The sequence below is a fragment of the Paenibacillus solani genome (genome assembly GCF_001277345.1).
Classification (GTDB): domain Bacteria; phylum Bacillota; class Bacilli; order Paenibacillales; family Paenibacillaceae; genus Paenibacillus_AQ; species Paenibacillus_AQ solani.
On the sequence record NZ_LIUT01000001.1, the window covers coordinates 603,212 to 619,254 of the forward strand.

General features: G+C 45.4%; 16 protein-coding genes. 13 read left to right on the plus strand and 3 right to left on the minus strand.

Annotation, left to right across the window (positions count from 1 at the left end; all coding sequences use genetic code 11):
• The first annotated feature begins 5 nt into the window (after positions 1-5).
• The 13 genes from AM231_RS02575 to AM231_RS02635 all read left to right on the plus strand — a co-directional run bounded on the left by AM231_RS02575 (position 6) and on the right by AM231_RS02635 (position 13,047).
• Positions 6-734: a glycosyltransferase family 2 protein gene (locus AM231_RS02575; protein ID WP_054401232.1), complete on the plus strand. Its 729-nt coding sequence runs from the start codon at positions 6-8 to the stop codon at positions 732-734.
• A gap of 28 nt (positions 735-762) precedes the next feature.
• Entirely contained in the window at positions 763-1,467 is a 705-nt protein-coding gene (locus tag AM231_RS02580; protein ID WP_053489450.1) for a sugar phosphate nucleotidyltransferase, read from the plus strand.
• A 43-nt stretch (positions 1,468-1,510) separates the two neighbouring features.
• A complete protein-coding gene (locus AM231_RS02585; RefSeq protein ID WP_082341533.1) occupies positions 1,511-2,638 on the plus strand; it encodes a CgeB family protein in 1,128 nt (375 codons plus the stop codon).
• A gap of 192 nt (positions 2,639-2,830) precedes the next feature.
• Positions 2,831-3,751, plus strand: a complete 921-nt coding sequence (locus AM231_RS02590; RefSeq protein ID WP_054401233.1) for a GT-D fold domain-containing protein — start codon at positions 2,831-2,833, stop codon at positions 3,749-3,751.
• Positions 3,748-5,079 (plus strand): glycosyltransferase family 2 protein, encoded by a 1,332-nt coding sequence (locus AM231_RS02595; protein WP_054401234.1) that lies wholly within the window; start codon positions 3,748-3,750, stop codon positions 5,077-5,079. Before AM231_RS02590 ends, AM231_RS02595 begins: the two co-directional genes overlap by 4 nt.
• A 61-nt stretch (positions 5,080-5,140) precedes the next feature.
• The gene (locus tag AM231_RS02600) at positions 5,141-5,371 is read left to right on the plus strand and encodes a hypothetical protein (protein WP_131724715.1); all 231 of its coding nucleotides are present in this window, start codon (positions 5,141-5,143) and stop codon (positions 5,369-5,371) included.
• Between the two features lies 1 nt (position 5,372).
• Positions 5,373-6,575 (plus strand): glycosyltransferase, encoded by a 1,203-nt coding sequence (locus AM231_RS02605; RefSeq protein ID WP_054401236.1) that lies wholly within the window; start codon positions 5,373-5,375, stop codon positions 6,573-6,575.
• A 22-nt stretch (positions 6,576-6,597) separates the two neighbouring features.
• Complete coding sequence (locus tag AM231_RS02610; protein ID WP_054401237.1) at positions 6,598-7,626, plus strand: glycosyltransferase family protein; 1,029 nt, start codon at positions 6,598-6,600, stop codon at positions 7,624-7,626.
• 27 nt (positions 7,627-7,653) lie between these two features.
• Positions 7,654-8,787 carry a DegT/DnrJ/EryC1/StrS family aminotransferase gene (locus tag AM231_RS02615; protein WP_054401238.1) on the plus strand — a complete coding sequence of 378 codons (1,134 nt, stop codon included), beginning with the start codon at positions 7,654-7,656 and terminating at the stop codon, positions 8,785-8,787.
• 152 nt (positions 8,788-8,939) lie between these two features.
• A complete protein-coding gene (locus AM231_RS02620) occupies positions 8,940-9,959 on the plus strand; it encodes an ATP-grasp domain-containing protein (RefSeq protein WP_242615059.1) in 1,020 nt (339 codons plus the stop codon).
• Positions 9,960-10,131: 172 nt separating this feature from the next.
• Positions 10,132-10,689: a dTDP-4-dehydrorhamnose 3,5-epimerase gene (gene rfbC, locus AM231_RS02625; RefSeq protein WP_053489442.1), complete on the plus strand. Its 558-nt coding sequence runs from the start codon at positions 10,132-10,134 to the stop codon at positions 10,687-10,689.
• 6 nt (positions 10,690-10,695) lie between these two features.
• A complete protein-coding gene (gene rfbB / locus AM231_RS02630; RefSeq protein WP_054401240.1) occupies positions 10,696-11,682 on the plus strand; it encodes a dTDP-glucose 4,6-dehydratase in 987 nt (328 codons plus the stop codon).
• A gap of 222 nt (positions 11,683-11,904) precedes the next feature.
• Positions 11,905-13,047 carry a YhcN/YlaJ family sporulation lipoprotein gene (locus AM231_RS02635; protein ID WP_054401241.1) on the plus strand — a complete coding sequence of 381 codons (1,143 nt, stop codon included), beginning with the start codon at positions 11,905-11,907 and terminating at the stop codon, positions 13,045-13,047.
• A gap of 128 nt (positions 13,048-13,175) precedes the next feature.
• On the opposite strand, the gene nagA is transcribed toward AM231_RS02635, so the two are convergent.
• Genes nagA through AM231_RS02650 form a run of 3 tightly spaced genes read right to left on the minus strand, consistent with a single transcriptional unit; the run spans position 13,176 to position 15,964 of the window.
• Positions 13,176-14,360 carry an N-acetylglucosamine-6-phosphate deacetylase gene (gene nagA / locus AM231_RS02640; RefSeq protein WP_054401242.1) on the minus strand — a complete coding sequence of 395 codons (1,185 nt, stop codon included), beginning with the start codon at positions 14,358-14,360 and terminating at the stop codon, positions 13,176-13,178.
• A complete protein-coding gene (gene nagB, locus AM231_RS02645; RefSeq protein ID WP_054401243.1) occupies positions 14,357-15,085 on the minus strand; it encodes a glucosamine-6-phosphate deaminase in 729 nt (242 codons plus the stop codon). The genes nagA and nagB overlap by 4 nt, the downstream gene beginning before the upstream one ends.
• 3 nt (positions 15,086-15,088) lie before the next feature.
• Entirely contained in the window at positions 15,089-15,964 is an 876-nt protein-coding gene (locus AM231_RS02650; protein ID WP_054401244.1) for a MurR/RpiR family transcriptional regulator, read from the minus strand.
• Between the last annotated feature and the right edge of the window lie 79 nt (positions 15,965-16,043).

The window sequence follows — 16,043 nt, forward strand, 5'->3', positions numbered from 1 at the left end:
AAGCTATGAAAAAAACAAGCATCATTATTCCGACTTTCAATGGCAAGGATCTGCTAAAGGATTGCATTTATTCGATTAAACGCCATACGAATGAGCCTTACGAGATCATTGTTGTTGATAATGGTTCCTCCGACGGTACCGTTGATATCTGCCGTCAGGAGGGGATTACCTTCATTTCATTGGCAAATAACATTGGCTTTCCAGTCGCATGCAACAAGGGTTTGAAAATTGCAACCGGCGATACGTTGCTTCTACTGAATAATGATGTCATCGTTACCCGCAACTGGTTGCAGAATATGTTGAATTGTTTGAACAGTGAACCAAATATCGGCATTGTCGGACCGCTTACCAACTATGCAAGCGGCAAACAACAGATCGATATGCCTTATACCAGTTTGGAGGAGATGTCGAACCAGCTGAATGAGCCGGATGCAAAAAAATGGCTTCAGGTGGATCGAATCGTCGGTCTGTGCTTCCTGTTTAAACGGGAGTTAATGGACCGCATCGGATTGCTGGACGAACGTTATTCTCCGGGGCATTTTGAAGACGATGATTATTGTTACCGGGCCAGGAATGCGGGATATACGTTCAGGATAGCAGGGGATGTTTTTATTTTTCATCATGGGAGCGCCAGCTTTGCCAAGCAGGATATGAGTAAGGTGAAGCTTCTTATAGATCAAAATAGACAAAAATTTATGGATAAATGGGGCGTCGATCCGACGATCTATGTATAATCATCTATTTTTCGAAAGGAAGGATTATATGAAAGGCGTCATTCTGGCAGGAGGTACGGGTACCCGGCTTTATCCACTAACAAAAGTCGTAAATAAACATCTGCTGCCTGTCGGGAAAATTCCGATGATATGTCACGGGATAGAGAAATTCAAAAAAGCAGGCATTGAGGAAATTCTTATCGTGATTGGCAAGCAATCGGCAGGTCTATATATAGACCTGATCGGTAGCGGAAAAGAATGGGGAGTAAGCGTCACATTTAAAGTCCAGGAAGAAGCCGGAGGGATTGCCCAAGCATTATTCCTTGCCGAGCCGTTCGTAACACCGGGCGAAAAGTTCGTTGTGCTTCTCGGTGATAATCTGTTCGAGGATCATCTAACGACATTTGTGCAAGCTTTTAAACAACAGGCCGTTGGAGCGCGCGTACTTCTGAAGAAAGTTCATGATCCGAAGAGATACGGAGTTCCAGTCTTGGAGAAAGATAACATCATCATGATCGAAGAGAAGCCGGAGGAGCCTAAATCCGATTATTGCGTAACTGGTATTTATATGTATGATTCGACTGTGTTTGAAACGATCCGAACCATTAAACCATCGGCACGAGGCGAATTGGAAATTACCGACGTAAATAATGTGTATGCATCTAAGGGGCAGCTTACCTATGACATATTAGACGGATGGTGGACGGATGCCGGAACCTTCCAGTCCTTGTACCAAGCCAGTGGCCGGCTGTAGAGAACTCAATATTTGGAATGAATAAGTCCGGAGGCATGACTGCATGAGAATAATGAATGATCATTTGCTGCTTCAGGGAGAGGAACAATCGGCTCACATGGAAGGATACAGAAACGGTTTTACAGAGGGGCGGAGAGAGGGGTACCGGATTGGTTTTTCCGATGCAGTAATACAATCTTTACCCAAGGAAGAGGAGCCGATCCGGGATCTCCGAATTCTCTATGTCACTACAGGCATTGGCGTTCCATATCCTGCGCTAGATCAAGCGGTAACTGACACTTTAAAGGTACTGGTTCGAAGTCTCTTGGTTGCCAACCCTTCAGAAGATATCGTTCTTCTGGCTAAGAAATTCCAGCCGGATCTAGTACTTGCTTTAAATGGGGTTGTTTTGGAAGCCGATACGCTCAAAGCGCTGGGGGATAGCGGATTTAAAACAGCAATTTGGTTTACTGATGACCCGTACTATACGGACTGGACGGTTTCGATCGCTCCCCGTTACGATTATATTTTTACGCTTGAATCCAACTGCGTATCATTTTATCGTGATTTAGGTTGCCAACATGTGTATCACTTGCCTTTTGCAGTCAATCCGAACGTATTTTATCCGAAGCATGTGCCAACCTCATATCAGACTGATATCTGTTTTATCGGAACGGCTTATTGGAACAGAGTGGAGTTAATGGATCATCTGGCCCCAGTATTGAAAAATAAAAGAGTCGTCATTTCCGGATGGTGGTGGGACCGGATGAAGCAATACGACCAGTTGTCCGACAAGATTAGGCTCGGCGATTGGATGACGCCGGAGGACACGGCAACTTACTACAATGGAGCCAAGATTGTGATCAACCATCACCGTTCATCCGATGACGATACAATCAACGCCAACAGCAGGAAATTAAAGGCGCTTTCCGTCAATCCTCGCACGTTTGAAATATCCAGCTGCAGCACGCTTCAGTTATCGGATAGTCGCCATGATATGGATCAGTTATACTCCCCCGGAACGGAGATCGAAATCTACGGTTCCTATGGTGAATTGATGGATAAAATCGACTATTATTTGCGTCATGAAGAGGAGAGACAGCGAATTGCATTAAACGGCTTGATAAGAACAAGAAAGGATCATACCTACTATAAACGCTTGAGATCGATGCTTCGTATTATTTTCCCATAGTTGTCAGGCCAAAATGGATTGTTATACCCGTTTCCTAATAAGTTCTAAAGAATATATTGTGCGTAAGACGGGGTGATCATCATACGGCAGCAATTAGAAAAAAAAAGAAAAAGAGTTGTAAAGAGACGTGATAGGCGGAAGTTTAATCTTCAGAGAACAAAAGTTAATGCACAAAGCGAGTGCAACCAGAAATTGCTTGCGCAGGCGGCAACCTCGTTTAATGAAGGCTTTGATGCCGGCTATGACGAGGCCATGATGAAGTCGCGGCATTCGGTACCCGAAACGAAGGCCATGCCAAGTTCGGGAGAGGAGTACACGAAGGGATTATATGATGGAGGAGAACGAATCGTGGACTCAATACTCTCAGAGCTGGAGATTCTTCCCGAAATTTCGGTTCGGCAGATTATTGAAGAAGGTATGAAGCAACTAAGTTCTCAGTATTATCGTCTGATGAGCGCGGCAGAAGTTGCGGGAAGGATTAAAGAAGCTTTAGCTTCAAGCTCCCCGCTGTCCGTAATCCGTTTAGGGGATGGGGAACTGCTTACGCTTGCGCAAGAAATGGTTTTGAACGAGGAAGAAGTACGAAAAGAAGGACATTTTTTAAGCTATGCCGGCGTTTGTTTACCTGATCTAAAGGCAAGAGATATGCTGGCAGCTTCCGTAAGAAATGCAGATATCGTTGGCATTCCCAAATTAAGAATGTCAAACTTTCAACCCCTAGCCTTTTCCGTTTTTAGAGCTCATGGCATCGATTATCGAAAGTTACAGCTAACTCTATCGACAGTCAACTATGCTATTCATTTGGAAGGTTTATTACATGGGATCCTTGCAGGACGTCGAGTTCTCGTTGTAGGAAATTCGGCTCCGGGTCTTTCACGGGTGCTGTCAGATCGCGGAATCAAGGTGACTGGCACGGTTGATACTGTTGAAGGTATGTACGATATTCCCAGAACAATGGATGAAATTCGAGAGTGTCAATTCGACATCGCACTTGTGGGAGCCGGTATTCCGGCTGTCATCATTACAGAGCGTATTGCTTCCGAACTCGGGAAAGTCGCTATTGATTTCGGACATTTGGCTGATTCCTTGGCGAGTGGAGAATCAACCTTATGAGCCAGATTAGCAAACATAAAACAGACGGTTACAACGACGGATTTAATAAAGGCTTCCATTCCGGCTACAGGGATGGATACGGTGGGGGGCGGCACAAGGGAATATCTCAATTCAGTAATGTTTTTGAAGGCACAAGTATCATTATACCGACCTATAATCAGCTTCCTTATTTAAAAGAATGCATTGAAAGCATTGTTCAATATACCGACACGCCGTATGAACTCATTATTATTGATAATGCATCCGATGACGGAACTGCAGAATTCCTCAAATCTTCCCAAGGGCTCCGCTTTCGAATCAATGAAGGAAATTTAGGATTTGCAGGGGCTGTAAACCAGGGGCTTATGATGGCAAAAGGAACAACGTTGATGATCTTAAATAATGACTCCGTTGTAACGACTAACTGGCTCTCGAATTTGCTCAACTGTTTGCAAAGCGACTCACGGTTCGGAATTGTCGGACCGGTGACAAATTATATCAGTGGGGATCAACTGATTCATGTGAGCTATCAAGATATAGCGGAGATGCAGCAATTCTCCAAGTCATACAATCAATCTAATACGCACAGCTGGATCGTGACAGAACGATTGACAGGTTTTTGCATGTTGATTCGGCGAGTTGACTTTAACCGATTGGGTTTTTTTGACGAAGGTTTTGAGATTGGAAACTGTGAAGACGACGATTATGGGCTGCGTGCCCGCCTTCTTGGCATGCAGCTAGTTATAGCAAAGGATACGTTTATTCATCATTACGGCAGCGTCAGTATGAAGACGTTAAATGACAATTTCGAGCAAGTGTATGCAAATAATCTTACGTTCTACTCCAGTAAATGGGGAGATCCCCATGATATGTTGTCACTGAAGTGGCAGCAAAACATGAACAGCGGCATGAAGCTTCGTACCATTGATTTGTATCCGACATGTATCTTCGTCAGAGGCGTCAATACGAAAACGTATTGGATAGAGAATGGGGTCAGGTATCCGATTCTTGGTGCCAGCGGAATTCAGCCAGTCCGAGTTTCACAGATTGATCTGCGTTGCTGGACGCTTGGGGATGGTATTTCTGCGGAGGACGCCATTCATCGTATGAAGACTGTATATTTCTCATCCGATTCATGGGAGCAAGAAGGCAGGCTGATCAAACTTAAGAATGGCAGTGTTTATCAGTACAAGGGGAAGAGACTGCACCGATTCATGAATCGGCTCGCAATTGCCGCTTGGCACCTTGATTCTTACGAGCCATTGCTAGTGAACGAGCAAGAGGTTCAGAAATATGAGGAGGAAGCTCCGATCATTTCTCCTCCGGTAATTAAGGCAGATAACATTTAATAAAGGGCAGAGGGTGAGATGGATGAAAGCACGGAGAAAAAATGGCGGTGTATCGTTGCGATTGAAAAGAAAAGGTATCCGTGGAAGATCTTTAAGAGGTAAGGGGATAAATAGAGCTTTTGGAGGAAAGAGAAGGAGGGGACCGGGAAGAATAGCTCCGGGTCAAAATGCAGTCGAATATAACCAATCCTATGATGCGGGGTTTGATAAAGCGTATAACGAAGGATTTAACGTTGGTTATGCGGAGGGTATGGAGGCCGGTCATCAAGAAGCTTATAAAGGAGAAGGATAAGATGGCTTTAAGAAAAAAAACGAGGCCTCGAAAGCGAGTTAGAAAAGGAAACCGCCAACCTGTTCGTCTTAGCGCATATCAAATAGGGAGTATTGATGGTTTTCAGCGAGGAAAAGAGGAAGGTTTTGCACAAGGGCGTGCGGAGGCCCAGAAAATCTCTCATAATGCTGTGGCCATTATCGAGTCGGAGCTGCCAAAGATGGATGTTCTCGTTATCGCGGCAGGCATTATACCTTCGCTTGATATCGGCGTTATCCAGCCCCTTCGTGCGCTGAATAAACAAGAGAATCTGGAATTTGATGTGAAATTGGAAACCGATGTGACCCATGAGATGATTGCTGCCGCGAACACGATCATATTTGTTCGTAATGTTGAGCCCGCCGCCTATGCCTTATTGGAATTGGCTCATCAGCTGAAAAAAAGGACGGTATATGTTATTGATGATAATTTCTTGGAGATTCAGCCGACGACTGCGGTGGGGGAATATTATAACGATCCGATCCGAAGAGAGACGTTTATTAAGTTTTTGAAAAATACGCAAATTATTAAAGTTGATGCACCTGATCTCGGTACCTATATTCATGAGCGATACAATAGACATGTCATTTATTTTCCTGCCAGCATCGATTTTGAGTGGCTGGATCAGCACAGCAAGGCGGATAAGAATCAGGAACAGGTTGTCATCGGTTATGCAGGAGGAGACAAAGAGGAAGATTTCGTACCCGTCATTTCCGCTCTGAATAAAATTCTAGATTACTACGGGGGATTTGTGAGATTGGAATTTTTCGGCTATCTTCCACCTTCACTGGCTGAACATCCAAGCGTTGACTATAAAGGTGGGGGGATGGATTACAAGGAATTTATGAAGAAGCTAAATCAAAGCAACTGGAACATCGGAATTGCGCCTCTCGCCAACAATTCATTTAACAAGGGAAAAACGAATACGAAATTCCGCGAATACGCTGCCTGCGGTATTCCGGGCATATACTCGAAGTCTCCTGTTTATATGCATTGGGTCGAGCAGGGCGAAACAGGCTACCTAGTTGAGCATAATGAGGAGCATTGGTATGAGGGAATCAAGGCCATGATAGAAGATCCAGCGATGCGGCAACGAATCAAGGAGAATGCGCAAAGGGCAGCTCGGCAGCATTTTGCACTTCAGACTTGCATCGATAACTGGAAGAAATTCATATTCAAAACGTAAAATCGGGGGAGAGAGCGGGAACATGGGGAAAAGAGGGGATATAAACGTCCTCATCATCGGATCGGAAAAAATCGCTTCCTATAAAATCGGCATTGAGCAGCCGCTTCGCTATCTGCAGAAGATGGGAGTCTGCGAATTTGACATCAGATCCGATAGTGAGGTGGACAGATCAAGGCTAGCTGATGCGGATATCGTGCTCTTCTTCCGAACGGTTCAGCCTGAAGCATACAAGCTCCTAGAGATGGCCCGGGAGATGGGAAAAAAAACGGTGTATGTCATCGACGACCATTTTATCGCGATGTCTCCGGGTTCGGATATGGGACGATATTACCATGATTCTTCACGAAGAAAGACGTATGTTAAATTTCTGAAAAACGCCCAAATCGTAAAGGTTGCTTCCAGTTTTTTTGCCAACCATCTTGATACACATTTTAGTCCCCAGAAAATAGTGTATTTTCCGGGAAGCGTTGATTTCTCTGTTATTTCCGGTTTGAAAAAGAACCGTAAAGAAGAAGGGAAAGTCTTAATCGGGTATGAAGGCGGAAAAAAACAAGTGGCTTTTGAACCCGTTATCGGAGCACTGAACAAAATCATTGGGAAATACGGGGATAAACTCAGAATTGAGTTCTGCGGGTATGCGCCTGATGAACTCAAAGAGAAACCTCAAGTCTTTACGGAATCCTATGACGAGAACTATAAAAACTTTTTAAAGCGTCTCTATCGGTCAAACTGGGATATCGGGTTGGCGCCATTGGAACGAACGCTGCTGCATGATTGCAAAAGCAACAATAAATTCCGCGAATATTCCGCCTGTAGGATTGCGGGCATTTATACTTCCTCTCCAGCTTACGAAGAATGGGTAACCGGGAAGGAAAACGGTCTGATTGTTTCCAGTACTAGTGATGATTGGTATGAAGCTATGGTCCAACTGATAGAGCAACCGGAACTGCGGCAGAGTATTAGTGAACATGCCGAACAAGTAGCATGGGCGAATTTTTCAGTGGAAGCTTGCGCCGAACGATGGCGCTCACAAATTCTAATGTCGGAATAACGAGGGATAACGAAAGGGGAGGTTCACTTGGACCATAAGCTGATACCTGTTCTTCAACCGAGTATAGGTCAAGAGGAAATTGACGCTGTGTCGGATGTTTTACGGTCCGGATGGCTTGGTCTTGGCCCCAAAACGGAACAGTTTGAGCAAGAATTCGCCAAGTACGTCGGCAGTCGTTTTGCGGTTGCGCTTAACTCCGGTACGGCTGCGCTCCATCTGGCCATGGACATTTTGGGGATTGGGCCCGGAGACGAGGTGATCGTTCCTTCCATTACGTTCATATCCACTGTCCATGCCGTTAGTTATGTGGGAGCAACGCCGGTTTTTGCGGATATTGAACCCGATACGATGAACATTTCTCCGGCAGATATCGAACGGAAAATTACGGATAAAACGAAGGCAATTATCGTCGTTCACATGGGTGGGCATCCCTGCGACATGGATACGATCCATGAGTTGGCGAATTCCAGAGGCATCAAGGTAGTGGAAGATGCTGCGCATGCGTGCGGCGCGGAATATAAAGGCAAAAAGATTGGCTCCATCAGCGATATCACCTGCTTCAGTTTTCACGCAGTCAAAAATTTGACGAGTGGTGAAGGCGGGGCGATCACCTGCAATACAGAGTGGATGAATCGTAAGCTGCGTGAGAAGCGGTGGGTTGGTATTTCCCGGGATACGTGGATACGATCGTCGCATGAAAAGGTGTATGCATGGCAGTATTTCGTTGATGACGTAGGGTATAAATATCATATGAATGATATGCAGGCTGCAATCGGGCTCGTTCAGTTAAAAAAGCTGCACCAATTGAACGGAAGACGAAAAGAAATAGCGGCTCACTACCAATCCGAATTAAATGACTTGGAATGGCTGGAACTTCCTCAGGAACAAATGTATGCTCATAGCTCCTGGCATTTGTTCCAAGTTAAATTCAGCAAAGAAAACTCGAGAGATCGCATGATTGGCCACTTGCAGGAACACAATATCGCGACGGGTGTTCATTACTATCCATGTCACCTGCATCCTAGCTACCTGCATTTAAAAGCCATCGTGCCGTTATCCTCAGACATCTGGAAAAGAATTCTAACTCTTCCCATTCATCCGAATATCACAGAAGAGGATATGGATCGGATCATAACCCGTATAAGGGAGTTTAAGCCATGAGAAAACTGTTGGTTCTAGGTGCAGGAATCTCTCAGCTTCCATTAATCGAAACTGCGAAAAGAATGGGGTTGTACGTCATTGTTGTGAGCCGCTATGGGAACTACCCGGGATTTGCCCAGGCTGACAAGGTTTATTATGAGGATACAACCGATATGGATAAGGTAGTTGAAATCGCCCGTCTTGAAGGAATTCATGGAATCTGTACAACGGGCACGGATGTGGCCGTCAAGTCGGTTGGCAAAGTAGTGGATGAATTGGGAGTGAGCGGATTAAGTTATGAATCCGCTCAACTCTCTTCAAATAAATGGAAGATGAAACAGGCTTTTATGAAACATGGCGTAAGAACAGCCCGGTATCTAAAGGTCACAACTTTAGAGGAAGCATACAACGCTTTCGAAGTATTATCACCACCTCTCATCTTTAAAGCTGTGGACGGTGGAGCGAGTAAAGGTATTGTGAAGGTGGCGGATATCGCCCATGTGGACTACGCATACGAAACGGTGAGAAAGGATACGAAACTGGATTTTTTTATTGTTGAAGAGTTTATTGAAGGAACCGAGTTTGGTGCACAGGCATTTGTTTATGATAACCAAATTCAGTTCATTATGCCGCACGGAGACTTTGTCTTTTATGGAGATACTGGAGTTCCCATCGGTCATTATGTCCCATACAATTTACCAAAAGAAGTGGAGCAAGATCTTTTCTCACAGTTAAAACAGAGTATCGACGCGTTAAAATTAAATAATTGTGCAATTAATGCAGACTTTATTTTAAGAGACGGGCAAGTGTATGTCCTTGAAATAGGAGGCAGAGCAGGAGCAACATGCTTACCTGAACTTGTGTCTACTTTTTATGGATTCGATTACTATGAGCAGATCGTCAGGGCAGCTCTTCGTATGGATCCTAGCTTCACTTTGAATTCTTCAACCCCCTGCGCGTGTGAACTTCTTATCGTTGATAAGGATGGGGATATAACGGAAATTGAGAATGAGAATGATGATAATGAGAATATTATCCAGATATCATTTGATTACCATATAGGCGAAAAGGTAAATAAATTCAAGGTTGGCACGGACCGAATTGGTCAGATTATCGTTAAAGGAGACCGTTTGGAGGAAGTGCTGAACCTGTTGGAAGAAGTGAAAGAGAAGATAAGAATCGAACTAGGTTAGATCATCAATTATATCGAAATCTCGATCTTGCAAATTTGCGATCGAGATTTTTTACAATGCCGAGTGTGTTGCCTATAACCTAACTTGGCAATAGGCATATAAATAATTAGGGAGCGATAAGACCGACGTCGCGGTTTACGCTTGATCAAAACTATCGTACCGGAGGCAGCAAATGAAAATTACCGATACAAAGCTCGAAGGTGTGAAACGGATTGAACCGGTGGTTCATCAGGACCATCGGGGATTTTTTATGGAAAGTTTTAATGATCAAAACCTTCAAGAATGTGGCATTGCTCATCGTTTTATTCAGGACAATCACTCGATGTCACGTGAGGCGGGTATCATTAGAGGCCTTCATTACCAGTTGTCCCCTAAGGGACAAACGAAATTGATCCGTGTTGTAAGCGGAGCGATTTATGACGTTGTTGTTGATATACGGGTGGGCTCCCCTACCTATGGACAATGGCAAAGTTTTATTTTGTCCGCGGACAATTACCATCAACTTCTCGTTCCGAAAGGGTTCGCACATGGTTTTTGTACGTTAGTGCCGGATACCGAAGTCATCTATAAGGTCGATGCTTATTATTCGGCAGAGCATGATCGTGGTATTGCATGGAATGATCCGGATCTTAATATCGATTGGCCTGTATACCATCCTGTTCTCTCGGATAAAGATTCGAAGCATCCGTTCTTGGCTTCCGCGGAAAATAACTTTATATATGAAGGGTGAAGTGGCATGAAGATCGTTGTCACAGGCGGCGCAGGATTTATAGGTAGCAACTTTATTCGATATATGCTGGCTCAATATTCCCATGACGAAATTATTAACGTGGACTTGTTAACTTATGCCGGAAATTTAAGGAACTTAAAGGATGTGCAGGATAATCCGAAGTACGAATTTGTGAAGGCGGATATTGCCGATCGTTCATCATTAGAGCCCATCTTTAAAAAGGGGGTAGATGCAGTTGTTAATTTTGCAGCTGAGTCGCATGTCGATCGAAGTATTATTCAACCTGAAGTATTTGTAAAAACCAATGTACTAGGAACCCAGACGCTCCTTGATTTATCCAGACAATATGGTATTAGCAAGTTTGTTCAGGTCTCGACGGATGAAGTATACGGAACGCTTGGAGATACAGGGTTATTTACCGAAAATTCACCCCTTCAGCCCAATAGTCCTTATTCTGCAAGTAAGGCAGGCGCCGACTTGCTTGTACGAGCTTATTATGAGACCTTCGGCTTACCGATCAATATTACTCGTTGTTCAAATAATTATGGTCCTTACCAGTTTCCCGAGAAATTGATTCCGCTCATCATATATAATGCCATGCAAAATATTCCGATTCCAGTATACGGCGATGGCTTGAATGTACGCGACTGGCTATATGTAGAAGATCATTGCCGAGCTATCGATCTGGTGTTGCGTGGTGGCCAGGCTGGCGAAATATATAATATCGGCGGGAATAATGAAAGAAATAATTTGCAGGTCATTCGCACGATCCTGACACAGCTGAACAAATCTAAATCCTTGATTCAGCATATCGAAGATCGTCCCGGGCATGATCGTCGCTACGCAATTAATGCGGATAAGATAAGAACAGAGCTTGGTTGGACGCCGCAATATAATTACGAGAGCGGCATTCGTGAGACGATTCGATGGTATCAGGACAACTCAGCTTGGTTGGAGCAAGTGCTGACACAGTCTGGAGACGGGTTTGATTAACGACGGCTGGCTCTAATTTTGTTGTGCATTTCACCGAGATAAATCAGGTCTTTATAATGGAACGTACGCCGATGGATGTCATCATCTAATCGGTGTTTTTTTGTAGAAATTAGGCGAGATCCACAGTTATCTTCCATGTTAAAACCTTTCAGCATACCGGCTCTGCCCCAAGGCCATCCTATACGATGTTAATACATTCATTATAGAGATGGAGGATGAATCATGATGAAATCCAAGGCTCTCAACCTGACCGTCTCCACAGCATTGCTGCTCAGTATGGCTGCGGTAGCAGGATGCGGTAACACTAATGATGGGAACACAACGCGCACGAACAGTGTGGACACTGGCCGTATCGGTGTGAATTCAGTGCGGAATAACCAAAATGCCGGCACCACACGGCAGCATGATCTGACGAACCTGAAATACAGCAAAACGTTGTCGGATAAAGTTTCCGATATCAGTGGTGTAGGTCGAGCCCACGTATTTGTAACGAATCGTAATGCTTATGTTTCGCTGTCCAGAAATGGTATGAACACAATTAATGACACGAACACCAGCAGCAACAACGGTCGTGTTACAGGCATGAGTACGGGAGCTAATCGTAATTCTACAAATGGTACAATGACTGGGAATGGCACAACGAATGTCAGAAACCGGACATTTGGCACTTCAGGAACAGGCAGTGTTGGTATTCTCCGCGGAATGGCCAATGACACAAGACGCGGGGTAGAAAACACGACAGGTTTGGGCCGAAATGCCGATAACCGTGGTTTTGGTGTGAATGGAACAACCAATGGCGGCTTTGGCGGCGGCAATTTTAATACGTTGAATGGAAATCGTACAAATGGTCTTATGGGTACTAATGGAACCGGATTGGGTACTAACGGAACCCGTACGAATGGACTTATGGGTACCAATGGTACAGGAACTACTAGCATGGGTACAAATAATACGCTTGGCGGAACGAACGGTGCGACGGATAACACCTTTATAGGAACAGGCATCAACGGTGTTCCTTATGGAACTTACAGTAATAATAATATGGGCATGATGAGTACTAATCGTGAAGAAGTACCAGAGCATGTCCGTCAAGAAATCACGAGCAAGATCCGCAAGACTGCACCACATATCAGTCAAGTATATGTTTCCACAGATGATGATTTTTATCAGCATGCCAACGGTTTTGCAAATGGCGACAATGCAAATAATACCCTTGGAACGCTTTCGCGTGATTTTGGATCGTGGATTAACCGCGTATTCCCATTGAACCTTGGTGGTCGCAACGGCATGAACGATACCCGCGGCAATTTGATGAAGAATGACACGGACGACGGTTGGTTTGGTGGTAATCGGAACAGCCGGTAAAACCTTCACAACAAAAGGAGCTGCCCTTTAGGAATGATATCATCCCTAAATAAGGCAGCTCCTTTGCTTGTTACGGATTCAAGCTTGATTATATTCTCAAGCTCGATTATGAGGCGATCCATGCTTGATTAATGCTTGCGTTGTCCTTGAATCCAGACCCCTTGAAGCTCTAAATCGCTTGACAGCAACAGAACGTCGGCAAGTTTGCCGGACTCAAGGGATCCGGTGCAATCCGCTATGCCGATCTTTCTGGCAGGATTGGTACTAGCTGCTTCGGAGGCCTGCTCAATGCTTAAGCCGACCTTTCGTACCAGCATTTGAAAGCCTCTGATCATTGTCAGTGTACTTCCTGCCAGGCTATCTCTATTGTCCTTAAGTGTAGCGATACCGTTCTCTACGACAACCGGCAGATCGCCAAGCGTATATTCTCCGTCAGGCATACCGGTAGCAGACATGGCATCGGTAATCAGAATCAGATTTTCTCTTGGTTTCATGCGGGCCAAAATCTGCATAGCGGCGGGGTGTACGTGAATGCCGTCAGCTATGATTTCGCAGCTTAAACGGTCATCACCCAGCATTGCACCCACCACACCAGGCTTACGATGATGTAGTCCAGTCATCGCATTGAATGTATGCACACCATGGCTGAGACCTGCTTCGACTGCGGTCTCCACCTCTTCATAAGTAGCATCTGTATGTCCCAGCGCAGCCACAATCCCGTGGTCTCTTAGCCAAGAGATCGCCTTAAGCGCACCTTCACGTTCCGGTGCGAGCGTTACTTGGCGAACCAGCTCGGGATAGGTGGATGCCCATTCTTCCAGCCAGTCGATATTGGCATGGACGATATGCTCGGGATTCTGTGCGCCAGGCCATTTTGGACTGATGAAGGGTCCTTCGAGATGCACGCCTGCCAATTTCGTATATGGCATTCCCTGTTTACGGTAGTCATCAACTTCCCGTAGTACATGGTCGATAGCTGCTTTAGGGGCTGTCATCGTGGTGGCGAGCATGGTCGTTGTTCCCTGTGAACTGTGGAAGCTTGTGATTTTATCCAGGACTTCCTTAGAGGCATCCATGAAGTCTTCGCCGTTACCCCCGTGTACGTGGATATCAACAAAGCCTGGAAGGATGTAGCCATCCGGTTGTTGAATGACTTCCGATGCAGCTTGTTTCAGTTCGTTTGGAAGCTCGGAAACAATGCCGGCATAGGCAATATTCTCTCCATGGATAGCCAACACGCCATCATCACATATGCCTGCTGGTGTCACTACTCGACCATACAATAGCTGAACAGCTTCTCGGTATTCACTCATACAAGTAAACTCCCCGCACCTTGATCGAGAAGGACAACGACATTAGGATGGCACTGAAGAAGCGATGCCGGGCAATCTGTCGTGATAGGTCCTTTCAAGGCACGCTTCACAGCTTCTGCTTTATCTTCGCCCCGAACGAGCAAGAGAATTTGACGAGCTTTCAGAATAGTAGCAACCCCCATTGTAATCGCATGAGTTGGAACATCATCCAGTGAAGGGAAGAATCGAGCGTTGGCGTTCCGTGTCTTCTCTTGCAATTCAACGACATGAGTACCGCCGTTTAATGATTCACCCGGTTCGTTAAATCCGATATGTCCATTGTGACCAAGACCCAGGAGCTGCAGATCAACTGGACCAAATTGTTCCAGCATGTTGTCGTAATTCCGGCACTCCTCTTCTGGATCGGCCGCATTGCCATTCGGTACATGGGTATTTTCAATGTTGATATCCACATGGTTGAACAGCTTCTCGTTCATGAAAGCCCGGTAGCTTTCAGGGTGATTCTCAGGAAGTCCAACGTATTCGTCCAGATTATAAGTAGTTGTCTGAGCAAAGCTGACCAGACCTTGACGGTTCATTTCAATTAGTTTGTTGTAGAGCCCGATGGGTGTGCTTCCGGTAGCCAGTCCCAGTTTAGCACGGGGATTGGTGTGCAGCAGAGCGGAGATCAGGTTTGCGCCTGTTTGTACAAATTGTTCTTCATCCTTGAACGTGAAAATATTCATTGGTTATTGTCCTCCTCGGCTTTTACGGTAGTTTTGAACATTCAGATATGATTGCTCCAGACGGGGAACGTATGTTGAGAAATCCCGGCTGGCCATACCCATAAACAGGATATCAATAATATGAAGCTGAGCAATACGTGATGCCATGTCGCCCCGGCGCATTCCTTCCTCAAGGGAAGAGGAATAGAGGGTGATATCGGCTAAAGCGGAGATGGCACTGCTTCGGTAAGATGTGATGCTGATCGTAAATGCACCCGCATTTTTGGCGCAAGTCAGGGCATCAATGGTCTCCGGCGTTTCTCCGGAGTACGAAACGGCAACGGCCACATCGTTTGTTGTCAAGGTAGAGGCTGAGGTAATCTGCATATGGGAATCCGCAAATGCGGTGCAGTTCTTTCCGATACGGATCAGCTTTTGATAGAAATCCTGAGCGACAATCGATGAGGTAGCCACGCCGTATAGATCAATGCGCTTCGCTCGGCATAATGCATCCACCGCACGTTCCAGCTGACCCAAATCCAGTAGCTCCGTTGTATCCCGTATGGAAGTCAGGTGGTTCGATTCGATCGCTTCAACGATACCGGCTAGCGGATTGCCTGCCACAATATCCTGATAACGCGTATTCCCTGTGCGGGAAGCCATTTCGGCATGTGCGAGCTCAGCGGCAAGCTTGAGCTTAAAATCAGGATACCCTTTACACTGAAAATTCTTACAGAAACGAGTAACTGTCGCAGCGCTAACCTCACACTGCTCGGCCAGATCTTTAATGCCCATATGCACAATCTCGGATGGAGCTGTCAGAATAAACTCTGCGAGCCGTCGTTCCTGACGGGGCAGGCTTTCCTTTTCGACAGAAATAATATGCAAGATTGGTGTCATCACAAGCCTCCTTCAGGGTTCCCGGTGAGCTTATTGTTGGGCATATACGGAAGGGACACTGTACTGAAAATAATTTTTA